Source organism: Candidatus Leptofilum sp., assembly GCF_965223285.1.
Taxonomy (GTDB): Bacteria; Chloroflexota; Anaerolineae; order Promineifilales; family Promineifilaceae; genus Leptofilum.
Map to the genome: position 1 here is coordinate 3,228,913 of NZ_OZ244997.1, position 25,580 is coordinate 3,254,492.

A 25,580-nucleotide genomic window follows, 5' to 3' on the forward strand; every position below is an offset into this window, starting at 1 on the left:
ATTTTTCCGATTATTGAGAACCAGGGGGCAGCTAAATTGCAGTCACTGTCGGGGTGGTTTTTGGTGGTCGGTTGAGTAGTCGCACCAGTTGGTGAGAAATTCATCGACAAGAGCCCTTACGTGGAGTTGAAGATTACCGCAAGTATCTATGTGAAAGCAGGAAAGCAAATTTGCAATAAGCCGAGCCATTTCTCCAGCTTTTACTTATGTAAACCACAATTTCGCGGCTCAATTCTCATCAATATACTTTTTGTGATTTACATAGAGGCTTTTATTTTTAAGAATCTTATTAATGATTTGCTTGATGGCGGAAAGTATAACATGCTTGCATTTTTATGCACCCTTTTTTACGGTGCCGACTTTGAGCCACTGAATAATGGTGGGCATCACCATGAGAATCATCATCAGGCCAATAATAATGTTGCTAAGCTGCCGGGGCACGGCCGTTTGCAGTTGCAACCCGTTCAACGACCCCAAACGCAAGCCTCCCAACAAAAATGAACTAAATAAAATTCCCAACGGGTGAAGCTGCCCCAGCAGGCTCACAATAATGCCGTCAAATTGGTCAATAGTGGAAAAGCTAGACACAAACCGATGATGCACAGCCAGCACCTCTAAGCCACCTGCCAAGCCAGCCAAGCCCCCGCTGATAAACATACCCCGCACCACTGCCCAACGTGCATTCATGCCTGCAAATTTGGTGAACAAACTTGCTTGACCAGCCATGCGTATTTCCAAACCGGCTCCTCTTCGCCAAAGATAAAGATAGGTGAGGACGGCCGTTCCCACCGCAACAAAAAAAGCAACCGTCAATTTCGTCGTGGGAATTAACGGTGTGAAACGCACTTCCGTGGGGATGCGCCAAAAACTAACCCGCCCCGTTGCTGCCAATGCCAGCGTATTGAATATAAGCGTGGTGATAACCTCGTTAATGTTCAGGTAAGCACGCAGCGCACCGGGGATGGCACTCCAAATGCCTCCCGCCATAATGCCACCCAACAAACCCAGACTAATCCGCAACCACGGCTCACCAGGTAGGGTAGATACAAGAAAAGTGGTCATGCCCGCGCCACAAACCATCTGCCCAAACTGCCCAATGCTGATCATGCCGGAGCGAAAGGCTACCATCGCTGCCAGTCCGCTGAGAACCATCGGGGTAGCGTACTGTAACGCCGTCCAGATGGCGCAGAAGCCGCCGCTACCCACACAGCCAAATCCGGCCGTCAACCAGAGGCGGTACGCCTCAAATGGATTTTCGCCCGTGGGCAGGACAAGAAGCAACCCTAGCCCCATGCCCAAAATAACGGCTAGAAACGGCTGGAGGACAGGCGCAGGTTTCATCAACTATTCCGTGTCCGTAGCCAGGGCTAATCTTTCTGAGCTAACTGCCACATCGCCTCCAGGCCAATTTGGATAACTTGCTGCTCGCCTCTGCGGTAATCGGCCTCGCCCCACTCTGGCTTGATGACCCCTGGTGCCCCGTCAGACGCATACAGTGCCCCAGTGCGCCAGCCACGATACGCCCCCACCACAAAGAGCGTATCACTTTCCATCTCCACAGAGACCACGCCAGCCGTCTTAAAAATGTCGCCAGACCCTTCTTCACGCGGCGCGTAGAAGGCATCGCCCGCCAGCCCAACGCCGACGGTGTGTGGAATTCCCAGCGCCTCAGCAGCTTCAACCAATGCGCGCAGGACGGCAAAGGTGGGCACCGCCGGATAGTTGAGTGGCAGGTAGGCGTTGGCCGTGCCGCCTGCTCGGAAGGTGCCACTGGCAATAATCACGTCGCCCGGCTTTTGGCCATCCTGAAACACGCCGCAGGAACCCACGCGAACGAAGGTGTCTGCGCCCATGTGGGCCAGTTCTTCCAGGGCAATGGCAACGGTAGGGCCGCCCATCCCTGTGCCGCAGACTGTCATGAACACGTCTTTGTAGCGGCCAGAAAAGACTGCATAGCCACGACTGTCGGTGACTAGATAGCTGTCGTCGAGATGCGCGGCAATCTTTTTAGCCCGCGCCTGGTCACCAGGGCAAAATACATAGCGAGAAATCTCTTTGGGATCGCATTGAATGTGCCATTCCATTGTTCTACCTCCTTGGGAATGTATCCGCAGATTAACGCAGATTTTCACAGATTAATAACCAATCTACGCTAATTTGTGCCATTTGCAGATTATCAAACTTTAGTAGCGTGCCATTTGGGTGATTTGCTGGGCGAGATCGGTGATGGCACGGCCGTTCTCACCCGGAATGTAGCTCTCAATTTCATCATTTAGCGGGGCTGTCCAGCGGGCTGGAATATTGTCTGCCCCCAGCATCACGCCGAGGATGGAGCCAACCGTTGCGCCATTGCAATCTGTGTCCCAACCGCAGGATACGGCCGTTCCCACCCCCGCTGAAAAATCATCCGCGCCGAGTAGCAGGCCCAGCGTCACTAAACAGGCGTTGGGAATTGTGTGAATCCAGTTTTCGCCCACATCTACATTGTAGTAGCGGCGGCAATATTGCTTGATTTGGCGGAACGCATCTTCCCAGGTGGCTTCCTGCTTTGCCCAGCCAATCGCTTTTTCAACCGCTTCGTGCAGACGGCTTTGGGGCGGGATTTCTGCCAGCCCAGCGCGAATGATCGCCTCTGGCTTATTCAATACAAAGGCGGCGGACACCATTGCCGCCACCCACATCGCCCCGTAAATGCCGTTGCCTCGATGTGAAAGGGCGGCATCTTTGTAGGCAAGTGCCGCTGCCCGGCGCGGCTGGCCAGGGCAAACGTAGCCGTACACATCCGCCCGAATTTGCGCCCCGATCCATTCACGGTAAGGGTTTCGCAAGGCTGCGGCCGTTTCTGCCGAAACCCCATTCACCAAATGTTTGTACACGACCCGCTCCGCTGTGAAAACACGGCCGTACGCAAAATTGTCCAGCCAAAACTGCCCCACATCCGCCGTTGTAAAGTTGAAGCCATGCTTTTGTAGGATGAGCATCGCCGCCAGGGTGTATTCCACATCATCGTCCTGCACCACACGGCGGATGTTGCCGCGCGTGGTATCGTACCAGCGGCTCCAGACTGGCAGAGTGAAGCCATCGGGGAATGGTTCTAGCAGCGGCACATAATCCTGCAGGGGAAATGCCCCAGCCAATTCCAGATATCGCCAGATTTGGGCAGCAGGCCAGGTGCCTTCCAGCGGCTTGCCCAGCATCATCCCAGCAAAACGGCCTAGCAGCCCACCGTGAATTTTGGTGGGAACGACCGTTTCCACCGGAGTAGGCAGTTCCACCGATTCAGTCATTTGCTGAATTTCTGCCAACGCATCCGGCTCATCGTATGGCCAGTTGGGGACGCGCGGCAGGTCAGCGATTTGCTGCCAAAATTGGTTGGCTTCGGTTGGGGAAAGTGGGGATTTTGTAACGGCCGTACGCAGCTTGAATATTGCCTCAGGGGTAAAACCCTGCTGCTCACGTAAATCCAGTTCGGCTAATAAAAGTTCCTGCGGTAAGTACATGATTGCTTCTTAAGCTGAGTCAGGGATTCACTTTTCGTCAAAAGAAATTAGTTGCCGCATAATATTAACAGCATGATCCACTAAATCGAAAACCAATCCCAAAAGCCACACCCAGCCTCTAAAACCTCTGTGTTCTTGTGGCAAAAAAACAAAATGGCACAATCACCCAACATTCTCCTCTTTTTAACCGACGACCATGCCCAATGGGCGATGCGCTGTGCCGGAAACCATGAACTTCGCACCCCCTCGTTCGATTATTTGGCCCAACATGGCACCTGGTTTGCCAACGCCTTTACTCCCACACCTGTCTGCTCCCCGGCGCGGGCCTGCCTGCTCACGGGGAAGCTGGCCTCCCAGCACGGCATCCATGATTATCTAGCCACTGGTGACCTCGAGGTGAACGACATTCATTGGCTGGCCGAAGAAACGACTTTAGCCCAGCTTTTTCAGGCAGCGGGCTACCAGACGGGGCAGTTTGGCAAGTGGCACTTGGGGCAAGATGAACATCCCGCGCCCGGCTACGAAGAATGGTTCACGTTGGGACGGGACTACCCAATTCCGCATGAAGGGCCGTTTCGGTATGGGGTAAACGGCCGTTTCCAAACCCTCCCTGGCCGCATCAGCCACAACATCACCGAGCAGGCCGCGAACTTTTTGCGAGAGCGGGATGAGGAACGGCCGTTTTTTATGACGATTGGCTACTATGCCACGCACAGCCCGTGGGAAGGGCAGTCAGAAAGATTGGCGGCTTCTTATCGAGGTTGTACCTTTACCGACGTGCCGCTAAACGAGACATACCCCTTCGGCAGGCAAAATCTGGAGTCGCTCAATGAGACGCGCCACAATCCGCGCGAGGCGTTGGCCCAATATTACGCGGCGGTAACTGAGATTGATACGGCCGTTGGTCGTCTGATTGACGAGCTTGAAGGCTTGGGGCAGCTAGACAACACAATCATCATCTACACCTCAGACCACGGTCTAAACTGTGGGCATCATGGCATTTGGGGCAAAGGCAACGGCACGCTGCCGCTCAACATGGTCGAAGAATCCATTCGTGTGCCGCTAATCTGGTACGATGGCCGTTCATCCACCCAAAACGCGACCCCGCTACCACAGCCTCGCACCGAATTCGTCGATCATCTAGACACCTTCCTCACAATATTAGACGTGGCAGGCATCACCCCACCGGACACGCAGTTTGTGGGTCGTAGCTACCAACCGCTGCTGCATAGCCAACCCATCCCCGACTGGCGAGCCGTGCAGTTTGGCGAATATGGCAACGTCCGCATGATTCGCACCTCGCGTCACAAGCTGGTTTACCGCTCGCCGGATGGGCCACATGAGCTGTTCGATCTGGCCGCTGACCCCCGCGAAATGAAGAATCTGATTGACCGCCCAGACATGCAGCCCATCGTACAAGCCCTCATTGGGCGGCTAGAAGCGTTCTTTACCAAAAATGAGGACCCCGCCAAAAGCGGACTGCGGGTGCGCGATCTGCCCCGCCACAACACAAGTGAAGCGTGGCGAACAGGAAAATCCGCAGATTAGCGCAGATTTTGCAGACTATGTGCCTTTAATCTGTGTAATCGGTGAATTCTGCGGATAAATATCATCGGAGGAAGATATGGCTGTTGTTGTTCTTGGCAGTATTAACATGGATTTGACAACTTACGTCCCGCGCCTGCCCGCGCCGGGCGAGACGCTGTTTGGCAGCAGCTTCATCACCGTACCGGGCGGCAAAGGATTCAACCAGGCGGTTGCCGCCGGACGGCTAGGTGCACCCACGCAATTTATTGGCCGCGTGGGGGATGATGCCTTTGGCAAAGGTGTATTGGAACTGGTCGCCGACGAGCCAGTGGACATCAGCGGCATTTTGGTTGACCCAGACAGCGGCACCGGGCTGGCGGTCATCAGCGTGGATGAGGCGGCAGAAAACGCCATCATCGTTATCTCTGGAGCCAACATGACCCACGACGGCCGTGAGGTCGCCCGCACCCGTGAAGCCCTGCAAAGTGCCAACGTACTGCTGCTGCAAATGGAAAGCCCGCTAGAAACATCGCTGGCAGCGGCCCAAGCGGCACAAGATACCGGAGCAACAGTCATTTTTGATCCGGCACCCGCCAAGCCACTACCAGCAGAGGCGTACCAACTTTGCCACGTAATGACCCCTAACGAGCTAGAAACGGAAGTGCTGGTCGGTTTTCGCCCCGCCAACCAGACGGAGGCTGCCAAAGCGGCTGAGATTTTGCTGGAGCGTGGGGTGGATACGGCCGTTATCAAACTCGGTGCCCAAGGTGTCTACTATCAATCCGCTGCGGAAAGTGGCTTTGTGGAACCATTCACCGTCAACGCCATCGACACCGTGGCAGCGGGGGATGCGTTTAATGGCGGGTTGGCGGTGGCACTAGCGGAGGAACGGCCGTTGCCCGAAGCCATCCGCTGGGGCGCGGCTGCTGGCGCGCTGGCCACCACCAAGCCCGGTGCCAGCTCCGCCATGCCCACCCGTGCTGAACTGGAACAATTGCTCAAAAAATAATAGCCACGGATTTCGCGGATTATTTGGATTAAAAGGAGAAAAAATCCGCGTCAATCCGCGAAATCTGCGGCTAAAAATTTTTCACCCATGAAAACATTGCTCAAAGCTGCCCAGGTTGTTTGTTTAGATGCCCAGGATATGATTTTTGAACCGGGCTATTTGCTGGTGGCAGACGGCCGTATCCACTCCATCACATCTTCACCCCCAGATGATTTTGCAGGAACGGCCGTTGATTTGGGCAACAAGCTCATCATGCCAGGGCTGGTCAACGCCCACACCCACAGCCCGATGGTACTCTTTCGTGGCCTGGCCGAGGGGCATTCCCTGTTCAACTTTGAGGGCTGGTACAACACCATTCGCATGGTGGAAGAGGTGATGACGCCAGAGATGATCCCGGCGGCTGTTCTGGTCTCCTGCGCCGAGATGATTCGCACCGGCACCACCACCTTTGCTGACCAATATTTTTGGATGGAGCAGATCGTCCCCGCCGTGCGCCAAAGCGGCCTGCGGGCAGCATTGGGCTACGGCGTGGTCGAGCTGGGCGAAGCCGAGGCCCGCCAGCGCGAACTAGCCGCCGCCACCCAATTCCTGCAATCTGTGGCGCACGACCCGCTGATTCAGGGTTGGGTGGGGCCACACGCCTTTTTTATAGACAACAGCGAAGCGGCAATGGCCATCGAGCTAGATTTGGCGATGGCGTTCAACACCGGCTTTCACATTCACCTCAGCACCAGTGGCGAGGAGGACCGCTACTGTTTGGAGAAGTACGGCCGTACCGCCATCCAGCAGCTCGCCAAAATGGGTATGCTTGAACATCCCATTTTGGCAGCCCATTGCCTCACTGTCCCGCCAGAAGATTATCCCCTGCTGGCCGATGTGCCCTTTACGGCCGTTATCAACCCCTCCTCGGCCATGCGCAACGCTGCCGGGGTGGCCGACGCCTGTGGTATGCTTGACGCAAGCATCAACCTCGCCCTCGGCACCGACAACGTGACCAACAACAACAGCTACGATATGTTCAAAGAGATGCAAATTGTGGGCAAGCTGATGGCCCTGCACCATCGCACGCCCAACGCCCTGCCCACCCGCACCATTTTGCACATGGCGACGCTTGGCGGGGCGCAGGCACTCGGTTTGGCAGATGAAATTGGCTCGCTGGAGCCGGGCAAACAGGCAGACCTCATCACTCTGGACCTGGACGAAATAGGGTGGACGCCCCGCAACGGGCAGGATGTGTACACCGCGCTCGTCTATGGCATCTCTGGGATGCACGTCCGAGATGTGATGGTGGCGGGGAAGTGGTTGTTGAAAGACGGCCGTTTCCAAACCATCAACTATCCCCAGGCCAGTCAAGGCTTAGAACGTAGCTATCAACAACTCAGTGAAAAGCTGTCCAACTAATTTGGAAACCAACAAACCTCTGCGCCTTCGCGCCTTTGCGTTAAAAATAGAACAGGAGAACTGCTCATGGAAAAACTAATCATCGACACAGACCCCGGCGTAGACGACGCCGAAGCCATCCTGATGGCCGCCGCTCACCCCAATGCCACCGTGGCTGCGCTTTTGGCCGTCGGCGGCAACGTTGGGCTAGAGCATACCGTTCGCAACAGCCTCGCCATCGTCGAAGTGATTGAGCAGGATGTGCCAGTTTATGCTGGCTGTGACAAGCCACTGGTCATCTTCCAGGAAGATGCTGCCTTTGTGCATGGGCAAGACGGCCTGGGCGATGTGGGCTACGTACCCCAAACGCGCCAGGCAGAGGCGGAACACGCGGCCCTGGCTCTGCTGCGGATGGCCAACGAAGCCCCCGGCGAGTACACGCTCGTCGCCATCGGCCCCCTCACCAACGTTGCCGTCGCGCTTAAGCTAGACCCCACCCTGCCCGAAAAGCTAAAGCGATTTGTGGTGATGGGCGGCGCAGTCACGTCCCAGGGCAACACCAGCAATGTCTCCGCCGAGTTCAACATCTACCACGACCCGGAAGCAGCCCACGTGGTGTTTGAAGCGTGGGAAAATTACGGCGGGCTCATCGAATTAATTGATTGGGAAGCCACAATGCGCCACGGCATCCCAGAAGAGGTTATCCAGCGATGGCACGCCCTGGACACGCCGCGATCTCGCTTTTACAAAGATATTTCGGCCAAGACGATGGAATTCATTCGCAAATTCATGGGGCGCACGATGATGTTTGGCGCGGATCCTCTGGCGATGGCTGTTGCTCTGGAGCCAGACATTGTAACCAAGGCGGAAGTGCGACATGTCTCTGTAGAGCTAACGGGCATGTACACACGCGGCCAAACCACCACGGATTGGGGGCAACGCAACGGCCGTACGCCCAACTGCAACATCATCCTGGAAGTAGATAGCGACCGCTTCTTCGCCCTCATGGAACAAGGGCTGAAATAAGCCGTGGATTTCACGGATTCAATGGATTTTTGTTATCTCATTTTCAAAAATCTACGTTAATCCGCGTAATCCGTGGCAAAAAAATCTGATGAACGATTTGCGGAAATTGGTTGGGAAACACGAAGAGCCACTGCTAACGTTTTTGCAGGATTTGGTGCGGCTAAAGTCGGTGAACGGCCGTCACAGTGAAAAAGCCGTGGCCGAACGCATCGTGGTTGAAGCCATCCAGCTGGGTTTGCCTGCCCAGCTCATTGCCAAAGAACCGCTGCGTCCCAATGCGCTGGTGCGGTGGGGCAGCGGAGCGCGTGGCTTTGCCCTGATCGGCCATCTGGATACTGTTGCCGCCGGGGATGTTAACCAGTGGACTTCGCCTCCGTTTAAGCCAGTATTGCGAGACGGCCGTCTCTACGGGCGCGGCACGGCAGACAACAAAGCAGGGCTGGCCATCGGCCTCTACACCCTCGCGCTGCTGCGCGACCAAGGCCAGCTTGACCCAAATGAAGTCTCGCTCATCCTGGCTGGCGTCTCCGATGAGGAATCCGGGGCCAGCAGTGAGCTAGGCGTGCGCTACCTGCTGGATGAAGGGCATTTGCCCGTGCAGGGTGCAATCTACACCTACGCTAGCGACATCGTTTGCGTAGGGCATCGCGGGTTGCTGCGGTTGGTGTTAGAAGCTCAGGGAACGGCCGTTCATTCTGGCAGCGATGAATGGAGCCGAGGCGAAGGCGGCGTCAACGCCGTTACCGGGCTAGCCGCCATTTTGCTCCAGCTAGAGCAACTTTCGCTACCTTATGAATCACATCCCGCCTTTGACCATCTTGGTTTTACCATCACCCCCGGCACGCTGTTCAATGGCGGCGAGTTTGAGAGTATGGTGCCAGCGAATGCAACGGCCGTTCTCGATTGCCGCCTCATGCCAGGCCAAGCACCAGAAGCGGTGCTGGCCGCTATTCAAACCATCATCGACGCAGAATGTGCCCAACGCCCCGGCCTGCACGTGGCCATCCAGGTGAAAAACCGCTTGCCTGCCGCCACTATCCCCGCCGAGCACCCGCTGGCCCAAATTGCTCAGCGGCATGCCGAGACAATTACGGGCAGAACCTGGCCCATTCGCGGCGCAGGCCCGGCCAACGAGGGTTACATGCTCATTCGGGCTGGCATTCCCACCCTGCCTGGCTTTGGCCCCACGGGTGGTAACGCCCACGCGCCGGATGAATGGGTGGCAGCGGATAGTTTGATGGAAACGGCCGTCATCTACGCCAACATCATCAAGGATTATCTAAAAATCATATAATCCACAGATGACACAGATTTCACCAATCGACTAAAAATCTGTGTTAATCTGCGAAATCTGTGGCTAAATCTCAGGAGAAAACAATGAGCAATTTACCCCGCGACCCCTGGCAAGATGTCACCACCTTCAACGGCTTCCCCGCCGATCACGTTATCTCTGCCCTGCAAAAAGAAATCCGGCGCGGCAATTCCGAAAACGCCGCCCTGCTGGCCTACGAAATGGTGCTCACCAGCCCCGCCCTGGAAGATTATTTGTGGCAGCGACTGATGATCATTTCCGTGGAAGATATTGGCTTAGGCGACCCGCAAGCCCCGGTGCTGATCAACGCCCTGGTGCAGATGCTGGCTCGCTTTGACCGCAGCGTGGCCGAGCGCAAGCTGTTTGCCATCCACGCCGTGCGCTATTTGTGCGCGGCTCAAAAAGATCGCTCCAGCGACGAGATGATCAACTGGATGATTCATGGCGTGGCCGCAGGCACGCTGCGCCCCACCATCCCCGACTACGCCCTGGACATGCACACGGGCGACGGCCAAAAGATGGGGCGCGGCAAAGCCCATTTCTGGGCTGAGGGAGCTAAAGTTGCCCCCGAACTGCCCAATCGGGACACAACCTACCGCGAATACATTACTAAACTGCTAAATGAAGGTGCTTGGGATTAAAGATCATTTCAATCCGCGGAATCTATCGATTGATTTTTATAAGCGAGCCACAAGCGATCGGCTAACTTTTCCCAACTGAAATTTTCGGCGATGTGGGCTTTGGCTCCGGCGGCGAGCTGTGCCTGGTGCTCTGGGTTTTGCAAGATGTGAATAAGTTCATTCGCGATGCCCTCAATGTCGCCAGTGGGGAAGGTGGAACCGGTACGGCCGTTCACCACATATTGCCCCACCTGCCCCACCGCCTCGGCCACAACGGGGACGCCCACCGCCAGCATATCTGCTAACTTCACTGGGCATTTGGTGCGGTTGAGCAGCGTATCTTCCATCAGGTAGATGCCAACGTGGGCTTGGGCAAGCAAAGCAGGTAGCTGCTCAAGTTCCACCCAGCCCACATCCTCAATGGCCTCCCAAATGCCCGCCGCCTCCGCCTGCTGCCGGAAGTTGGCCGCGTCTGCCTCGTACAGCCCCGCCCCCACCATGAGAATACGTAATTGCGGAACGGCCGTCTTCACCCCCCGTAAAATCTCAACCAGCCGTCCCGTCTCAAACTCAAACAGCCGACTGTACACCAACACCGTCGGCCTGCTGCTGACTGAATACTGTTCACCGATTACTGATAACTGTACGCGAAGCGGTCGCGCAGCGACATTACTAATCCCCGACCCATTCGGCACATACACCACCCGCTCCGGCGGCACACCCATCCCCCAGGCCAGCGTTTGCAAGGCGCGGCTGGCGACGGTGAGGGCGTGGCAGTGGCACATTCCCCATTGCTCTTGCCAGGCAAAAAAGCGTTTTTGCAGCGGCGTGTAAGGTGCCAATTCATTCCAGCCGCCCCAGCCTTCCCAATCGTCGGTGTCCATGATGAGGCGCAATTTTGAACGATGAAACTGCCATAGCCACCACGCCACCAGGCCACTATATGCCTTTGGCTTGAAGCAATGCACCACATCCGGCTGCCAAGCCAAAATCTCGCGCACCATTCGCCGCGTAATGCCCAAAATCCCACCAACCAGTGGCACGTAGCGCATCTCGACGCCATCTTCCTGCCAGCTTTTGTCGGCTTCCTCGGGGGTTTGCCAGGGAGGCATGAAGATTTTGACGGCATGGCCTTGCTGGGCAAACGACCGTGCCAGCCCCATGGCCCGGCTTGCCATCGTCTTGTTGGGGTGCAGGCCAAACGGCCCAACCATCGCAATACGCATTTTTGGGGAGATTGGAGATTGGAGATTTAGAAGGCTCGCAATCTCCAATCTCTAATCTCCAATCTCCTTTTCTAGCTGATCTGATAGCAGTTCTTGCAACCGCGGATGCGCCGCATAAACGCCCCGATACTCCGGTGGCAGCAGGGCGGCGATGCGGCACATTATTTCGTCGGTGCTTTTCTGCAAAAATTCATCTTTATTTTTGCGGGGTAGCGGCGGCACGGTAAATGGTTCACCGACGCGAATGGTGATGTCGAGACGCCGGAATTTTTTGAGACGGCCGTACACCACCTTATCTTCTGTACCAGTGACGGCTACTGGAATAATGGGGACGCCCGTTTTGGCAGCCAGATAGGCCGCCCCTGGCTTGCCCGGCTGCATTTGCCCGGTGGCACTGCGGGTGCCCTCAGGGGCAACGGCCGCCATACCGCCCGCTTTTAGCCGCTTTTGTACCTCGCGCAAGGTACGGAAATCGGCATTGTGCCGATCCAGCCAGAGTGCATCCAACTGCCGCGCCGTCCAGCGCCAAATCCAATAAGCCTGGTATTTCTCGGCCACCATCATGATGATGTCATCTCGTTCCGACAAGATCATCGCCAGCATAGCATCCAGTCGGCCCAGATGATTGCTAACGGCCAGGCAAGCTCCCGATGCCGGGATGCGCTCCATTTCAGATAGTTCAATTCTGGCAATAATCCGCAAAATGAAGCGACATACGAATCGGAGAATTTTGAGAAACTTCATGGCAAAATTATATAGGTAAAAGCGGCAGCGTGCTTATTGCAAAACTCAGACTGAGCTTTGCAAACTGTACAGTCCAAGACATCACCCCCAGATTTCATGCGAATCTAGCCCGGTGAGCCAGCGGGTAATGCCAAAAGCAACGACCGCCAGCCCCAGCAGGATGAGGGCAGTGATGAAGGTAATGCGCAGGTCGCGTTCTAGTGAAGCGTAGACCAGTAGCGGCATTGTTTGGGTGGTGCCCTGCAGATTCCCAGCAAACAAAATGGTCGCGCCAAACTCCCCCAATGCCCGCGCCCAGCTCAAAATAAGCCCGGCCAGCAGCCCGTTTCGGCTGAGTGGCAGCATGATGTGGCGAAACGTCTGCCAGCGACTGGCACCATCTACTGCTGCTGCATCTTCAAATTCACGGGGCAGGGCAGCGAAGCGGCTTTGGGCAGCCCGAATGTAAAAAGGGGAAGCGACAAAAACCTGGGCCAGCACAACGGCCGTGCCCGAAAACGTAATCGTAATCCCCAACTCTGCCAGCGGCAGCCCCAGCAGCCCCCGCCGCCCAAAAACGGCCAGCAGGCCCAGTCCAGCCACCACCGGAGGCATTACAATCGGCAGCTCGATGAAGACGGTAAGCAGCCGCTTGAAGCGCAGCGGGTAGCGGGCCAGCACATACGCCAGCGGCGTCCCTAGTAAGATGATGAGCAGTACGCTAATGGCGGTGGTAGAGAGGCTGAGCAAAACGGCACTGGCAAGGCTGCTTTGGTTGAGTGCGGCCGTTCCCGGCAAGGTAAGCCCCCGCCACACCAACCCCACCAGCGGTAAGATGAGGAAGAGGGACATGATGATGGAAAGAACGGCCGTCACCCACCCGACCCATCGTGCTGAACCTGAAGAATCTAATTTTTGCCCTGCTCTCATCAAAAAAACACGCTTCCTGTAGAAGTTTTTTGCCACAGAGAGCACAGAGGTTTTAGAGATTTGGTTTTCTCTTTCTTCTCTGTGAACTCTGTGGCTTAAGATTCTTTTACAACAAAAAAGCGGGGCTTTGCCGCAGCAGCAACCCGCTTTATTCTCTTTGCAATTGTCCGCAAAAATGAAAACGATTCAACCCTTTTCAATAAGCAGCTCATCACTATCTTTGGTGAGGAGGCTGCCGTCCAAACAATGATTGCCTTCGGCTATAAATTTAGGTAACGGCCGTTACCCAACATTGTGTATACTTGCGCGCATCGGTAAAAGAATTGTGTAGCCCGTGGAGGTAATCTCGTGACCGAATATCCGCATGTTTTGGTAAACGATGGACGTGGTGGGCAGATGATTTTCCCGCCATTTATTCCCCAAGCAAATTTAGACACGCTAGCAACGCAGTTTGAAACGCTGCCAAGAGACACCTTTGTCGTAACGTTTCCCAAATGTGGCACGACCTGGATGGAGCAAGTGATCCATTTACTGCTAAACGACGGCGAGCAGGGCGAAAAGCTCATCACCGACCAAAATCCGTGGGTGGAGGCAATTCCCTCGCGGCCACAGGGCTTCCATCAATTTTTGGCGCAGATGATGCAGCCCCGCGTGTTTACCAGCCATTTGCCGCTTCAGCTCATGCCTGGGTTGGGCGATCCAATGGCACGATTTGTGTATGTGGCCCGGAATCCGAAGGATACGGCCGTTTCCTACTACTACCACGACCGCAGCAAAATCGGGTACGACGGGAGCTGGGCAGACCATTTGCAGCTATTCATGGCGGGCAAGCTCATGTTTGGCAACTTTTTTAGCCACGTTTTAGATTGGTGGCAGGCCAGCCAAACGGCCGAAAACATTTTCTTTACCACCTACGAAGCGATGAAGGCCGATTTGGGGCAGGTGGTGACGCAGTTGGCTGATTTTCTGGATGTAGCTGCCGCGCCAGCACTGGTAAAAACGGTGGTAGAAAAGAGCAGGTTCAAGGCAATGGTCACCAATCCACAAACCAACTTTAGCTGGGTGCCCAGCAAAGAAGGGGAAGCATCCCACTTTCGCAAAGGGGTAGTAGGGGATTGGCGCAACCATTTTTCGCCAGAACAAAATGAAGCGTTTGACACGCTTTTCACGGAGCGGATGGTTGGCTCTAATTTGCGCCTTGATTTTGGTGATGGGTTGATTTTGCCGTGAGTTTGGTGAGAACGGCCGTTTCATTCCTTACAACACAAAGATGAAAAAGCATACAAAATGACGGAGTCCTATTACTTTTGTACCAAAAGCACGTGGTTGAGAGCTCGTCAAGATTTCGTTTATAATTGCCTCTGTTAGCGTTTCCAGACAATTGATCCAGTTCGGGGAGGCAAATTCATGCACGCATACAAACCCAGCAACAAAGCACCTATCACAGGCATTTTTATATTGTTAGCTATTTCCATCTTTGCAGGCATCCTGCTTGGTTTACTCACCTTTGCCATATCCAAACTAATCTATTTGATAATAATTTTCCCGCTAGGATTAGGAATCATTGGTGGGGCACTCATCGGCACAGTTGGCGTGCGTCGGGGCAAAATGCGAAATCCAATCATTGGCGGCTTATTTGGTCTACTTATTGGACTAACAATTTACGGCTCCTTTCGCTATGCACAATATAACGCGTTTCGCAATGAGTTAAGGGGAATTATTAGGCAAGAAATAGAACAGGGTTTTATTATCGTTGATCCTGATATGGCAGATGACATCATTGACCAATTTTTGTTCGAGGAGACAGGTAGTTCAGGTATTTGGGGCTACCTGAAGTTGGCTGCAATTGAAGGGGAATCATTTGGCCGGATGTTCGGTGGGCAAAGTATAAACATTGGGCCAACCCTTACCTGGCTCTACTGGATTGTTGAGCTGGGCATTATTGCCGGGATAGCGATGTCCGTAGGTTACAGTGGGGCAAAAGAGCCATTTTGTGAAACATGCCAAGAATGGTTCGGCCCAAGAACTGTGATTGGCAATGTTAAGGCCGCTAGCACAGATTTACTCTTGCAAACAATACAAATCGGTAACTTTTCAAAAGTTCATGGGATGATACAAGAAAATGCCGTAGCCCCCAGCGCAGATGTCTCTATTCTGGAATGTTCATGTGTGGCCAATGATTCAGTTCTCCTTGTTGAAAGCGTCACAATCAACAATAAAGGGAAACTAGAATATAAGACCTTGCTTCAAAACTTGATTCAACCAGCACAACGAGATGAACTGTTTCAGCAAAAAAAGACACAGGATGACATAGTCCTAGACGAAATAGACGCATTTGAAACAACTCCTGTACCGTTAGCTGAAAAAGTGTCTGATTTCCCCTTTGACAATGAGTTGGCAACGGAAACTAAAGATTACACCCGGACCAGAATCTTTCTTATCATTGCAATTTTGCTGATTGTCTTGCCATTCCTTATAGGCATTTTTCTGGCATCAAGCTAGGCACTAATCGAACCCTTTCAATATTCCGGCGTACAGATAATTGTTGTATGTCTCCCAAAATCGCCAAAGCTGTGGGGTTGGGTAAAATCGGGGGATGGCTTTGAATGAACCGACAATTAGCAGCAACGGCGTTGTCCGTCCCACCTACATTGAAGTCAATCTGACCCGCCTGACGGAAAATTACCGGGCAATTGAACGCGCCGTCGCGCCTGCCACGGTGATGCCCATTTTGAAGGCGAATGCGTACGGGCACGGACTGGTGGAGGTAGCTCGGCATGTGGTGTCGCTGGGTGCGCCATACCTGGGCGTCGCTTTTTTGGAAGAGGGGATTTTGCTGCGCGAGGCGGGCATCACCGCGCCGATTTTGGTGCTGGGGGGGATCATTGGCAACCAGGTGCCGCTCTTTTTGCAACACGACCTCACCCTCACCGCCTCCTCTGTTGAAAAGCTGACCCAAATTGACAGAGCCGCCGCCGAAATGGGCGTGCGGGCGAAAGTTCACCTGAAGATTGACACAGGGATGGAGCGGATTGGGGTGCATTATTACAGTGCGGATTTGCTGCTAGAGGCGGCTTTGCGCTGCGAGCATTGTCTGGTGGAGGGGATTTTTTCTCACTTCGCCAATGCGGATACGGCCGTTCTCCAATCCGCCCAAACCCAACTGGAACGGTTCAACCAGGTGCTCTCGTTTTATGAATCTCGCGGGCTGCCACCACCACCGCTGCGCCACATGGCCAACTCCGGGGCGATCTTGCAGCTGCCCGGCAGTCATTTCGACATGGTGCGAGCGGGCATTTTGCTCTACGGCGTCTATCCGTCGGACGATGTGGCCAAAACGATTGCCGTGCGCCCGGTGCTTAGCTGGAAGTCACGGGTGGTTTACTTCAAGGTGGTGCTGCCTAACCATCCGGTAAGCTACGGCTCTACCTGGCAAAGCGACCATATGGTGCGCGTTGTGACGGTGCCAGTCGGGTATGGCGACGGCTATTTCCGGCGCATGTCGGGGCGAGCGCAGGTGGTTATTCGGGGGAAGCGATATCCAGTAATCGGCCGTATTTGCATGGACCAGCTCATGGTCAACATTGAGTGGGACAGTGCCTACAACAACGATGAGGTGGTGCTGCTTGGGGAAAGTGGAGGTAGCAACGTGGCTATCACTTGCGAGGAGCTGGCAGAGTGGGCTGGCACCATCCCCTACGAAATTCTCACCAACATCAACACCCGCGTCTCCCGCCTGTACATCACCGAGAAAGAAAAAAGGGGATGAACAGATGGAATCTATTCATCCCCCAGAAAGCGTTCGACCCCGGCCAGGAGGGAGAACCGGGGTCGAAACACTTCTTTTGGCGACTTCTGATTATTAGAATAGCCTCCTTACTTAAACCAAACCTGAGTCAAAGTTAAATGCTTCATAAGCAAACCCTACGCGGCAAGCTGAAAAACAGTTTGTAGCTCTCCAATTTGCAGCACATCCCCATCATTTAAGGTGCGGGCGCTGCTGATGGATTCCCCATTCAAGAAGGCAGGAAAGGCATTATCCAGTCGCTCCAGGTAGTAGCGCACCCGCGCCCGCCGGATGACAATATTGCCAATGGTGAGTTCGCCTACACGGGGCAAGGTTTGGCGGTCGGTACGGCCGTCTGCCCACTGAAAGGCCAGGCTAGGAAGACTCTGTGCGGGTCGGGGGACTGTCTGGCGGGGTATGGGCTGCGGTCTGGCGTGCTGCTCACGGCTACCAGCCCAGCCAGCCAGTGCCAGCAACAGGCTGCCAATCAGCCCCAGCAGCAGCGGCTGATAATTTCCAGCCACAAAGGGCGGCAGCAAGCGCAGCGTATCAAACCGCCAACGATCGTTCACAACTTTGGCACGTTCATACTGCTGCTCAAAATCATCCAGCCAGGCCACATCCACCATGATTTTTTGCTGCACAGCCCACAAATTGTCTGGCAGGCCAATCCAGGATTGCAAACTTTCAGAGACGAGGTTGCCGTCGCCATTGCTAACCTTGGCGAGTGATTGTTGCAATTTAGGCAGTTCCAATCCGTTTGTGACGTTAGCAACGGCCGTTGCCGTTTGGTCCAATCCTTCACTTACATCGGTTAGGCTGTGGGAAACGGCCGTGCTTTGGGCATACAAATTTGCCAGGGCCACATCCCCGTGCGCCATATCATAAAACCGGAGCTGGGCCAAATCCCTAGACAGTGCTTCCGCCCCCTGAACGGCAACCAACGTCTCATCTAAGGCAGCAATTTGGGCAACGGCCGTTTCCACACCTGTCACCACTGCATCCGCTTTGGAGCTTAGCGAAACCAAGCCGAGAACAGTGGCAACAACGGGATTATCGAGGCTGTCATCCAGTTTGGCTGCTTGTTCAGTAAGCAACACACCGCGTAGCTGAGCCGCCAGCGAACTGTAATCATACAATCGCACCGTACGCAACGGCTCGGCCGCAACTTCACTCATCAATTCTTCTGTTAGAACACGATAGGGATCGAACACATTGATTGTTCTGGCCCCAATAAACAGGGCCATAATAACTGCCCCCAGGAACAGACCTACGCGATACACCATGCGGAACATTTTTTCCTCCCGGCTCCCACAACCAAACTGCCAGAACGTATACAGGCAGTATACGCAAAACGTCTGGACAAAAACGTCCAGACGGCTAACAACATTGTGACAAGTTTATGACAGGAAAACGCAGTTTAGGAAGCGGCGAGCTGATGCAAAACAGAAAGCACGTGGTCACGCATGGGGGCCGTGTGCCACATCGCCGAAATGTGCCCAGCAGGAATGGTCACCAACGGCCGTTCGGCAAACAGCTCTGCATGATTTTCCATCCGAAAAAAGAGATCACTTTCGCCCAGCAAGGGGAACACGCGATTGGGAGCGCATTGCTGGTAGTAGGTTGTGAAGTCCAGGTGCTGTCGAAGCTCTGCCTGGGTAAGCTGCATCGGGCGGTTGAACAAATCGGAGATGTCCCAGATGACCTGCGCCAAATTGGGGGAAGCCAGCATGGGGATGACAGCCTGCGTTTGCTGCATCACCCCTTCATACATCATGCTGGTAATGCCGCCCCAACTTACACCGGCTGCCGCCGTGTAGGTGGCCCCTTCTGCCTCAAATTGCTGCTGCACCAGCTCCATGAGGCGCAGCGACCCAGCAAAAATCTGGTACACGCTTTGCACCGACACAAATCCTTTTTGCACTGGCTCTAGCCAATTATGGTGGAAAGGTGCCTGGATGCAGACAGTATGAAAGGGCAGCGGCACGGCTTGGGGAAACAGTCGCTGCCAGCTATTGGTGTACGGATATTCGTTAAAGCCATGATGGAACAATAGCAATGGTGCGTTGGGGTCTACCGCAGGGCGCGTTTTGACGCGGCAATGAATTTCTCCCATTGAGGTTTGTAGGGTAACGGGATGCTCGCCGGGGGCTGTCAGTTGGTAAACGGCCGTTTGCCGTCTATCTACCTCTGTTTTTGCCAACACATCTTCCAATGTTGGGGCTTCGGCTGCGCTGGATTCTAATGAATCGGGCACGCGCCGATTGAGGCTGAACAATACCGCTTTATCAAGCTGTTGGCGCATGGTGTGACGAAAATTCATGCTGCAACCTTAACATTCAGTCCGGCAAACGCCAATAAAAGTGGGCGTTTCCAAAAATTCACTCATCTTTCACTCGGTTACGGCCGTTTGTAACAGCTTTTGTCAGCCAGCCAACCCATTCTGTGCTTGTAACCCACCCCGCCTGATTGTTAGAATAGGACTAAAGCACGACGATATTTTTGTACAAGTTGTCTATAATTCATGCCACGATTGCTGCTAAGGAAGATGCGCAAGATGAAACTGCTCACCACCGCAAAACTAAACTGGTTCGACGACGGCTGTTGCGACGTGAAATTTTTGGATGTCTGGCATGATGCACCCCGCAGCTACCGCCCCGGCCAACCGATCGATGACAGTTGGCATATGGATAGTTACGAATTGTCGCTGGGAAAGGATGGAGACGGCCGTCTCTTCAAAAAAGCATCGGATCGCCTCATGCGCTACCAGTTTTACCCCAGCGATGTGATGAGCCACACCAGCGACTTTGGCCTTTGGAACCGCTGGGTGCAGGCAGGTGACCGAATTATCCAGCGCATTCACCTCTTTTCCCTATTTGGCAAACCCATTCTTGACGCCGTCACCATGACCGAAGTGTCGCAAGTCATCCTTGAGCCACGCCGCTACGGCTTCACTTACGTCACCGTAGACACCCATGTAGAGCAAGGCGAATGGTCTGCCTGCCTGGAATGGCGTGATGATGATGAGCTGGTGCTCACTATCCAAGCAATCTCCCGCCCTCGCCCCCAGGAACCCACCCGCAACTACAGCTTCATGCGCCGCCTGCAAAAAGCTGCCCACCAGCGCGGCCTCACGCACTTCAAACAAACTGTCATCAGCTAAATCCTCCTTCTGTTTCTCTAACTTGAACGGATGCTTCGTTTCACTCAGCAAGACAATCGTCGCTTGTCATTCTGAACGCAGTGAAGCATCCCAACCGACTCGCTGAATGCTGGATTCTGCTAAAGCAAGTACAATGGCAGCATGACAACCACACTCTACTCATGGAACGTAAACGGCTTGCGGGCTGCCCACAAAAAAGGGTTTCTGGATTGGCTACATGCCACTCAACCCGACATCCTCAGCCTACAAGAAACCAAATGCCACCCCGACCAGCTAGAATCGGAGCTGCGCCAGCCCGACGGCTACCATACTTACTGGGCCTGGGCCGAGAAAAAAGGGTACAGTGGCGTCGCTCTCTATAGCAAAACAGAGCCAAACAACGTGCAAATTGGCCTGGGCATTACAGAATATGATCGTGAAGGGCGCACCATCGTGGCCGAGTACGACGACTTTGTCTTCATCGGGGCCTACTTCCCCAACGGCAGCCGCGATCACAGCCGGCTGCCGTTTAAGATGGCGTACAAAGCGGCCTTTCTCGATTTTTGCAACGAGCTAATCGCATCTGGCAAGTCGGTCATCTTTTGCGGGGATGTGAACACGGCGCACAAGGAGATCGACTTGGCCCGGCCAAAGCCCAATCGCAAAAAGACTGGCTTTTTGCCGGAAGAGTGCGCCTGGCTAGATGAGATCGTGGCGCAGGGGTACGTAGACAGCTTTCGGCATTTGTACCCGGAACAGACGGGGGCTTACTCTTGGTGGAGCTACATCGGTGGGGCACGCGGCCGCAACGTGGGCTGGCGTTTAGATTACTTCTTCACCAGCCCAGATTTAGCCCCACGCATCGCCGAAGCCGCGATTCATACAGACGTGATGGGCTCGGATCATTGTCCGGTGAGTTTGACGCTGGCCAAATGAGTTCAAGCGGTATCTGATAGCCCATCAAGCGGGGGCAAGCCTAAAGTGCGGACAGCCCAGGAGAGGGCTGTTTTTAGCTGAACGAGCTGAATGTAGCGAACGCGAGGGGCATCAGGAATGTTGGGCAGGCCAGCACGGGCAGCAAAGAAGCCGCTAACTAACCCTGCAATTTCCCCTGCATTGGGCAGCAGCGTTTCTGGTGGTGGACCGCCTTCTGCTTCCAAGCTGGGGAGCCAAAAGCCTAAATCCACACTGGAATTACCCACACAAACTAAGTTCCAGTCAACCAAAATAGCACGCTCTTGACTGAAGCAGATGTTGTCGCTACGCAAATCTAAATGCAAGAGGGAACGGCCGTTTGCTACCACCTTATAATCAATTGCCAAAAAACCAGGTAGCACCTGCTCCAACCAATCCTCAGTCGCCAAACCCAGGGAGAGAAACGGAGCAGGATTTTCCGCCACCTGCTGCCAGCCATTCCAAATGAAGGTCAGTTCAGGAAGGTGGGGCATATTTGGAATTGACGCAGCCCACATCAAGGAAAGAGAATCCAGTACCTGTTCGATGCGGTGGCTGTTCCAAGGAGGCGGCCAAAAAGCATAGCTCAAATCTTCCAGAAGAAGAATGGGACTATCTGGATGGTCGTCCCAACCAAGAAAGCGGGGCATAAATGGACCAGAAAGTGACTCATAGACAGTGTACTCCTGACGCAAGGCACTGACTGTACCCGGCGTGGTGCCAATTTTGGCAAAGCAGGTAGTGCTATCGGCAAAGGTGAGTTTTAGGCGTTGGGCTGGAGTGTAACCGCCATAGACGAGCTGAACATGCGAAATCCGCTTTTGGGCGACAGCTTCCAGACGGTGCTGCAATTCTGGGGCGAGGTTGTTGCTAGTGGGAGCCATTTTATGAAACGGCCGTCAGCGGGGAACGGCCGTATTCTTCTACCACCTCCGCCAACAATCTCTCAGCCAATTCACCCAACGGCTCACTAGTTTCGGGATGAGGGAAATTGGGCAGCAGGTCAGCAACGGGGATGGCGAGGTGGAGGAATTTGGCTAAATCGGGGTCGGGAACTGGGCGAGTACGGCCGTCGCCACCATCATACTCAAACACCGCGTCGTTAAACAGCACAATGTCCGCATCAATGGTGCGTGGCGCATTTTTGTCCGTTTGGCGCACCCGCTTGAGCTTTGTCTCAATCGTGCTGATGAGTTGCTGCTTAATTTGGCTGGCGGTGAGATCGGTTTGGAGGAGAACGGCCGTATTCCAGAAGTTGGGCTGGTTGAGTAGGCCGACGGGTTTAGTTTCATAGATAGGAGCAACGGCCGTCACCTCACACATCTCCCGCAACAGTTCAATTGCCCGCGGCAGATTTTTCTCCTTCTCAATGTTGGAGCCTAACGCAATGACAACTTGATTCGACATTCTCTTAAAAGCGGAACACAGAATGACACAGAGAAGCACGGAGTTACACAGAGATTTTTAGAGCCTCTGTGAATCTCTGCGTTTCCTCTGCGCAACTCTGTGTTCCTAAATCTCATTCAAAATCGGCGCGAGTGCGCTCAATTTCGATGCCTACCGATTCGGCAAAGCGGAGTGCGCCCGGTTTTTCCACACGCACCATCACCCGCTCCACGCCAAACTCGGTAATGACAATGCGCGCCAGATCAGTAACCAGTCGCTCCACAAGAAAGTCTGACGAAGCCTCCACATGCTGGATAACCCGCTTGGTGATTGACTTGTAATCCACCGCATCATCGATAGCGTCGCTGTTGGCCGCCTGGCGAATATCTGCCCAAATGACCATGTTGATAAGAATATCTTGCAGCTTCACGCGCTCATCGGGATTAATGCCGATGATGCCGCGCAGTAGCAAATCACGAATAATAATTTTGTCCATAAGTACACACTTCACTGGCTCGGTCAGGAGAGCAGCCCTGCGGGACTGAGAGGCGGCCAGAGCATTACTAAAGTCCTGAGGTTTATAAATGCGCCTCCAGCCACTGCTCAATGTCCGCAATAACTTGGTCGCGATGAATGTCATTGTGCGATTCGTGTACGCCGCCCTCGTACACAATTAGCTTTTTGTCTGGCTGTGGCACTTTGGCAAAAAAGTCGCGGCTGGCCGAGACGTTAACAATGTTGTCGCCATCGCCATGAACCATGAGCAGCGGCGGCTTAAATTTGGCGGCGTGGGCCATGGCCCATTCGGCTGCGGCGGGCATTTCCACGCCAAAGCGAGGCGTGGCAAATGTCTGAACCAGCGGGTCGTCGCCGTACGCCTGGGCCTCCACCGGATCGCGTGAAATATCCGCAAGTTCCAGATTGGTTTTTACCTGCATGGCCGGAGCCAATCGAGACATAATTTTGCTGATAAAGGCCAAAACAGGTGGCACGTCCAACTTGCCGACGGCCGGAGCTGAAGCAATGACCCCGTTGTATCCCTCAGGATGGCGCAGAACGTAGTTGAGGGTAATATTGCCCCCCATGCTGTGCCCGTAAAGAAAGAACGGCCGTCCCGACCACTCACTCTTTACGAGTTTAATAAACAACCCCAAATCATCCAGGTATTCTGACCATTCACTCACAAACATGCGCTTGCCGGGCGAACGGCCGTGTCCGCGATGGTCGGCAGCGTAGATGGCATATCCTTTTGGCACCAGTGCGTTGACCACATGCGGGTAACGTCCGCCATGCTCCCCCATGCCGTGCACAATCACAATCACCGCTTTCGGTTCGCTTTCTGGCAACCAGCCTTGGTAATATAAATCTAGCCCGTCTTTGCTGCGGAAGATTGCTTCTACGTGTTTCATGTTTTCACCTTGCATATTCGCGGGCGAGGCAGTCGGAGAGATGTTGGTTCGTTTTGCCACGATGTTGGCCGACTGCCTCGCCCCTACGAAATTTATTTCAGGGTTAACGTTCCCCAAGTGGTTGGGTTGGTCAGGGTGCGGTTGGGCATGTGAGACATCATCACCTCTTGCACGGCCGTTCCCGGCGTGTCGTTGTCGTTGGCATTCAGTGCCAAGCCAATCGTCAGCCCGTCGCTCGGCTCCACGTTAAGGTCGGTCCAAGGAATAGCAGCCTCCAATGTGTAGCCGTCGGCCGTCTGCTGGGCAGCAACGGTCACGATGTTGCCACCGGGCGCATCCAAAATTGCGCCGCCAGTCGTGCCCCGATAGCGGAAAGCTGTGGGGCCACTCCCGGCAAAATCCCCTGGCGATAAGGTAATCTGAAAATCATCGGGGCTTAACCCATCACCAAAATCAGCGTCTCGCGCCGTGTCGAACTGCATATCCACGCTGTCACCCCGGAAAATCTGGTTGCCGCTGGCGGTTTGCACATGGGTGTCATCCGTCACGCGCACGGCCACGTACAGGTTGCCATTGTCCCAAGCGAGCTGCCAAACGGCCGTTAAATCCTCGGACCCATCCCAACCAGCCACGCTGTAAACCCGATTGGTTGAGCTGGCGGCCGTTGCGCCGGGCCAGTCGCTTAAATTGCCGTCGATGGTTGGGGGTGCGGCCGTGAAGCTCGCTTCAATAGCGCCACTGCCTAACGGGATGCTGGTCGCAACGGCCGTTACGGGTAGGGTGTTTGTCGGGGCAATCTCTGGCGAATCAGTTGGTACCTCGGTCGGTGCGTCATCCTCAACGGCCGTTGGCAAAGCAATGGCTGGCGCATCTTCAGCCGTTGTTCGATCCTGAAATTGGGACCAGAAAAAATAAGCAGCCGCCCCGCACACAATCACCCCAAACAACAGCGCAATGCCAATTCCCGCATACAGCATCGTTTGAAAACCATCACGTGACTCTGGCTCCAACCCAGCCCAATCATCATCCAGATTACGTTGCGGATCGTGCATGAGAATTCCTTTTGGTGCTACTTACTCGTGGTCATAAGGTAATGGTAATCAATAATCAGACCCTAACCACAAGCCACTATAAGATCTAATTATGCGTCGGCCACATCCCCTTGGGCAAATACTGACAACTGATGCCCAATCCATTATAATTTTGCCGATGGGTTTTTCATCTCCAAAACGTCCGCTTACCGTAACTATTACCTTTTGGAGTGTTATTTTTTTAGGAACCTGGAATCTTGGGCGAGCCATTGCCATTGGCCAACAGCTCAATTTACCCACTGTTCTGAACCTTCAACCAAACCCGCGCCTGCGTTTAGTGGCAGCGGGGCTTTTTACATTGTTGTTTTTTATTTTAGCGTGGCAACTGTGGTGGAAACGGCCGTTCACCATCCGTGCCATACCAAGCACCATTGCCTGGTACACTTTGTACGAAACGGCCGTTTGGCTGTTCTTTGCCCAGCCGCCGCGCAACTGGTCCTTGTGGATCATTAGCAGCCTCTTTTTAATCAGCAGCATCCTATTCACCCGGTGGGCACTCCAGCGTGCCACCAAAACCCATTTTTAAGCCACTTCCAAATGTACAACTGGAATTGGCAA

The 25,580-nt window shown here is 54.2% G+C and carries 25 protein-coding genes; 12 read left to right on the forward strand and 13 right to left on the reverse strand.

Features of this window, described 5'->3' with window-relative positions; translation table 11 throughout:
- Window positions 1-333 precede the first annotated feature (333 nt).
- From ACOQPU_RS14655 to ACOQPU_RS14665, 3 genes are all read right to left on the reverse strand, one after another.
- Window positions 334-1,341: an ABC transporter permease gene (locus ACOQPU_RS14655; protein ID WP_420640575.1), complete on the reverse strand. Its 1,008-nt coding sequence runs from the start codon at window positions 1,339-1,341 to the stop codon at window positions 334-336.
- A 26-nt stretch (window positions 1,342-1,367) separates the two neighbouring features.
- Window positions 1,368-2,084: a nucleoside phosphorylase gene (locus ACOQPU_RS14660; RefSeq protein ID WP_420640576.1), complete on the reverse strand. Its 717-nt coding sequence runs from the start codon at window positions 2,082-2,084 to the stop codon at window positions 1,368-1,370.
- Between the two features lie 99 nt (window positions 2,085-2,183).
- Window positions 2,184-3,500 (reverse strand): ADP-ribosylglycohydrolase family protein, encoded by a 1,317-nt coding sequence (locus tag ACOQPU_RS14665; protein ID WP_420640577.1) that lies wholly within the window; start codon window positions 3,498-3,500, stop codon window positions 2,184-2,186.
- A 153-nt stretch (window positions 3,501-3,653) separates the two neighbouring features.
- Here ACOQPU_RS14665 and ACOQPU_RS14670 point away from each other — a divergent pair, with 153 nt between their 5' ends.
- From ACOQPU_RS14670 to ACOQPU_RS14695, 6 genes are all read left to right on the forward strand, one after another.
- A complete protein-coding gene (locus ACOQPU_RS14670; RefSeq protein ID WP_420640578.1) occupies window positions 3,654-5,048 on the forward strand; it encodes a sulfatase in 1,395 nt (464 codons plus the stop codon).
- Window positions 5,049-5,124: 76 nt separating this feature from the next.
- The gene (gene rbsK, locus ACOQPU_RS14675; protein ID WP_420640579.1) at window positions 5,125-6,036 is read left to right on the forward strand and encodes a ribokinase; all 912 of its coding nucleotides are present in this window, start codon (window positions 5,125-5,127) and stop codon (window positions 6,034-6,036) included.
- Window positions 6,037-6,123: 87 nt separating this feature from the next.
- Complete coding sequence (locus ACOQPU_RS14680; RefSeq protein WP_420640580.1) at window positions 6,124-7,437, forward strand: amidohydrolase family protein; 1,314 nt, start codon at window positions 6,124-6,126, stop codon at window positions 7,435-7,437.
- Between the two features lie 66 nt (window positions 7,438-7,503).
- A complete protein-coding gene (locus ACOQPU_RS14685) occupies window positions 7,504-8,442 on the forward strand; it encodes a nucleoside hydrolase (RefSeq protein WP_420640581.1) in 939 nt (312 codons plus the stop codon).
- Window positions 8,443-8,530: 88 nt separating this feature from the next.
- Window positions 8,531-9,736: a M20 family metallopeptidase gene (locus tag ACOQPU_RS14690; protein WP_420640582.1), complete on the forward strand. Its 1,206-nt coding sequence runs from the start codon at window positions 8,531-8,533 to the stop codon at window positions 9,734-9,736.
- A gap of 83 nt (window positions 9,737-9,819) precedes the next feature.
- Window positions 9,820-10,395, forward strand: a complete 576-nt coding sequence (locus ACOQPU_RS14695) for an AAA family ATPase (protein ID WP_420640583.1) — start codon at window positions 9,820-9,822, stop codon at window positions 10,393-10,395.
- A gap of 8 nt (window positions 10,396-10,403) precedes the next feature.
- Here the strand turns inward: ACOQPU_RS14695 and ACOQPU_RS14700 are convergent, their stop codons facing one another.
- The 3 genes from ACOQPU_RS14700 to ACOQPU_RS14710 form a co-directional block, all read right to left on the reverse strand.
- Entirely contained in the window at window positions 10,404-11,648 is a 1,245-nt protein-coding gene (locus ACOQPU_RS14700) for a glycosyltransferase family 4 protein (protein ID WP_420640584.1), read from the reverse strand.
- Window positions 11,649-11,651: 3 nt separating this feature from the next.
- Complete coding sequence (locus ACOQPU_RS14705; RefSeq protein ID WP_420640585.1) at window positions 11,652-12,344, reverse strand: lysophospholipid acyltransferase family protein; 693 nt, start codon at window positions 12,342-12,344, stop codon at window positions 11,652-11,654.
- 81 nt (window positions 12,345-12,425) lie between these two features.
- Window positions 12,426-13,253, reverse strand: a complete 828-nt coding sequence (locus tag ACOQPU_RS14710) for an ABC transporter permease (RefSeq protein WP_420640586.1) — start codon at window positions 13,251-13,253, stop codon at window positions 12,426-12,428.
- Between the two features lie 348 nt (window positions 13,254-13,601).
- Between ACOQPU_RS14710 and ACOQPU_RS14715 the strand changes: the two genes are divergently transcribed.
- From ACOQPU_RS14715 to alr, 3 genes are all read left to right on the forward strand, one after another.
- The gene (locus ACOQPU_RS14715) at window positions 13,602-14,483 is read left to right on the forward strand and encodes a sulfotransferase domain-containing protein (RefSeq protein ID WP_420640587.1); all 882 of its coding nucleotides are present in this window, start codon (window positions 13,602-13,604) and stop codon (window positions 14,481-14,483) included.
- 177 nt (window positions 14,484-14,660) lie between these two features.
- A complete protein-coding gene (locus tag ACOQPU_RS14720; protein WP_420640588.1) occupies window positions 14,661-15,755 on the forward strand; it encodes a hypothetical protein in 1,095 nt (364 codons plus the stop codon).
- Window positions 15,756-15,855: 100 nt separating this feature from the next.
- On the forward strand, window positions 15,856-17,022 hold the full coding sequence (gene alr, locus ACOQPU_RS14725; RefSeq protein ID WP_420640589.1) for an alanine racemase: 1,167 nt from the start codon (window positions 15,856-15,858) through the stop codon (window positions 17,020-17,022).
- Window positions 17,023-17,177: 155 nt separating this feature from the next.
- Here the strand turns inward: alr and ACOQPU_RS14730 are convergent, their stop codons facing one another.
- A complete protein-coding gene (locus ACOQPU_RS14730) occupies window positions 17,178-18,335 on the reverse strand; it encodes an FHA domain-containing protein (RefSeq protein ID WP_420640590.1) in 1,158 nt (385 codons plus the stop codon).
- Window positions 18,336-18,460: 125 nt separating this feature from the next.
- Entirely contained in the window at window positions 18,461-19,363 is a 903-nt protein-coding gene (locus tag ACOQPU_RS14735; RefSeq protein WP_420640591.1) for a hypothetical protein, read from the reverse strand.
- Window positions 19,364-19,588: 225 nt separating this feature from the next.
- On the opposite strand from ACOQPU_RS14735, the gene ACOQPU_RS14740 reads away from it, so the two are divergent.
- On the forward strand, window positions 19,589-20,203 hold the full coding sequence (locus ACOQPU_RS14740; protein ID WP_420640592.1) for a DUF1990 family protein: 615 nt from the start codon (window positions 19,589-19,591) through the stop codon (window positions 20,201-20,203).
- A gap of 141 nt (window positions 20,204-20,344) precedes the next feature.
- Entirely contained in the window at window positions 20,345-21,118 is a 774-nt protein-coding gene (locus tag ACOQPU_RS14745; protein WP_420640593.1) for an exodeoxyribonuclease III, read from the forward strand.
- 2 nt (window positions 21,119-21,120) lie between these two features.
- Here the strand turns inward: ACOQPU_RS14745 and ACOQPU_RS14750 are convergent, their stop codons facing one another.
- From ACOQPU_RS14750 to ACOQPU_RS14770, 5 genes are all read right to left on the reverse strand, one after another.
- Complete coding sequence (locus ACOQPU_RS14750) at window positions 21,121-22,020, reverse strand: phosphotransferase (protein WP_420640594.1); 900 nt, start codon at window positions 22,018-22,020, stop codon at window positions 21,121-21,123.
- A 1-nt stretch (window position 22,021) separates the two neighbouring features.
- The gene (folK, locus tag ACOQPU_RS14755) at window positions 22,022-22,543 is read right to left on the reverse strand and encodes a 2-amino-4-hydroxy-6-hydroxymethyldihydropteridine diphosphokinase (protein ID WP_420640595.1); all 522 of its coding nucleotides are present in this window, start codon (window positions 22,541-22,543) and stop codon (window positions 22,022-22,024) included.
- A gap of 112 nt (window positions 22,544-22,655) precedes the next feature.
- Complete coding sequence (locus ACOQPU_RS14760) at window positions 22,656-23,018, reverse strand: dihydroneopterin aldolase (protein ID WP_420640596.1); 363 nt, start codon at window positions 23,016-23,018, stop codon at window positions 22,656-22,658.
- A gap of 82 nt (window positions 23,019-23,100) precedes the next feature.
- A complete protein-coding gene (locus ACOQPU_RS14765) occupies window positions 23,101-23,931 on the reverse strand; it encodes a lysophospholipase (protein WP_420640597.1) in 831 nt (276 codons plus the stop codon).
- A gap of 92 nt (window positions 23,932-24,023) precedes the next feature.
- Complete coding sequence (locus ACOQPU_RS14770; RefSeq protein WP_420640598.1) at window positions 24,024-24,983, reverse strand: sugar-binding protein; 960 nt, start codon at window positions 24,981-24,983, stop codon at window positions 24,024-24,026.
- Between the two features lie 91 nt (window positions 24,984-25,074).
- Between ACOQPU_RS14770 and ACOQPU_RS14775 the strand changes: the two genes are divergently transcribed.
- Window positions 25,075-25,548, forward strand: coding sequence for a hypothetical protein (locus ACOQPU_RS14775; protein WP_420640599.1), 474 nt, complete (start codon window positions 25,075-25,077; stop codon window positions 25,546-25,548).
- Window positions 25,549-25,580 lie beyond the last annotated feature (32 nt).

Excerpts from the sequence above, each read along its gene's own strand:
- ACOQPU_RS14655 (WP_420640575.1), bottom strand. The coding sequence starts at position 1,341 with ATGAAACCTGCGCCTGTCCTCCAGCCGTTTCTAGCCGTTATTTTGGGC.
- ACOQPU_RS14660 (WP_420640576.1), bottom strand. The coding sequence starts at position 2,084 with ATGGAATGGCACATTCAATGCGATCCCAAAGAGATTTCTCGCTATGTA.
- ACOQPU_RS14665 (WP_420640577.1), bottom strand. The coding sequence starts at position 3,500 with ATGTACTTACCGCAGGAACTTTTATTAGCCGAACTGGATTTACGTGAG.
- ACOQPU_RS14670 (WP_420640578.1), top strand. The coding sequence starts at position 3,654 with ATGGCACAATCACCCAACATTCTCCTCTTTTTAACCGACGACCATGCC.
- rbsK (WP_420640579.1), top strand. The coding sequence starts at position 5,125 with ATGGCTGTTGTTGTTCTTGGCAGTATTAACATGGATTTGACAACTTAC.
- ACOQPU_RS14680 (WP_420640580.1), top strand. The coding sequence starts at position 6,124 with ATGAAAACATTGCTCAAAGCTGCCCAGGTTGTTTGTTTAGATGCCCAG.
- ACOQPU_RS14685 (WP_420640581.1), top strand. The coding sequence starts at position 7,504 with ATGGAAAAACTAATCATCGACACAGACCCCGGCGTAGACGACGCCGAA.
- ACOQPU_RS14690 (WP_420640582.1), top strand. The coding sequence starts at position 8,531 with ATGAACGATTTGCGGAAATTGGTTGGGAAACACGAAGAGCCACTGCTA.
- ACOQPU_RS14695 (WP_420640583.1), top strand. The coding sequence starts at position 9,820 with ATGAGCAATTTACCCCGCGACCCCTGGCAAGATGTCACCACCTTCAAC.
- ACOQPU_RS14705 (WP_420640585.1), bottom strand. The coding sequence starts at position 12,344 with ATGAAGTTTCTCAAAATTCTCCGATTCGTATGTCGCTTCATTTTGCGG.
- ACOQPU_RS14710 (WP_420640586.1), bottom strand. The coding sequence starts at position 13,253 with ATGAGAGCAGGGCAAAAATTAGATTCTTCAGGTTCAGCACGATGGGTC.
- ACOQPU_RS14720 (WP_420640588.1), top strand. The coding sequence starts at position 14,661 with ATGCACGCATACAAACCCAGCAACAAAGCACCTATCACAGGCATTTTT.
- ACOQPU_RS14730 (WP_420640590.1), bottom strand. The coding sequence starts at position 18,335 with ATGTTCCGCATGGTGTATCGCGTAGGTCTGTTCCTGGGGGCAGTTATT.
- ACOQPU_RS14735 (WP_420640591.1), bottom strand. The coding sequence starts at position 19,363 with ATGAATTTTCGTCACACCATGCGCCAACAGCTTGATAAAGCGGTATTG.
- ACOQPU_RS14740 (WP_420640592.1), top strand. The coding sequence starts at position 19,589 with ATGCGCAAGATGAAACTGCTCACCACCGCAAAACTAAACTGGTTCGAC.
- ACOQPU_RS14745 (WP_420640593.1), top strand. The coding sequence starts at position 20,345 with ATGACAACCACACTCTACTCATGGAACGTAAACGGCTTGCGGGCTGCC.
- ACOQPU_RS14750 (WP_420640594.1), bottom strand. The coding sequence starts at position 22,020 with ATGGCTCCCACTAGCAACAACCTCGCCCCAGAATTGCAGCACCGTCTG.
- folK (WP_420640595.1), bottom strand. The coding sequence starts at position 22,543 with ATGTCGAATCAAGTTGTCATTGCGTTAGGCTCCAACATTGAGAAGGAG.
- ACOQPU_RS14760 (WP_420640596.1), bottom strand. The coding sequence starts at position 23,018 with ATGGACAAAATTATTATTCGTGATTTGCTACTGCGCGGCATCATCGGC.
- ACOQPU_RS14765 (WP_420640597.1), bottom strand. The coding sequence starts at position 23,931 with ATGAAACACGTAGAAGCAATCTTCCGCAGCAAAGACGGGCTAGATTTA.
- ACOQPU_RS14770 (WP_420640598.1), bottom strand. The coding sequence starts at position 24,983 with ATGCACGATCCGCAACGTAATCTGGATGATGATTGGGCTGGGTTGGAG.
- ACOQPU_RS14775 (WP_420640599.1), top strand. The coding sequence starts at position 25,075 with ATGCGTCGGCCACATCCCCTTGGGCAAATACTGACAACTGATGCCCAA.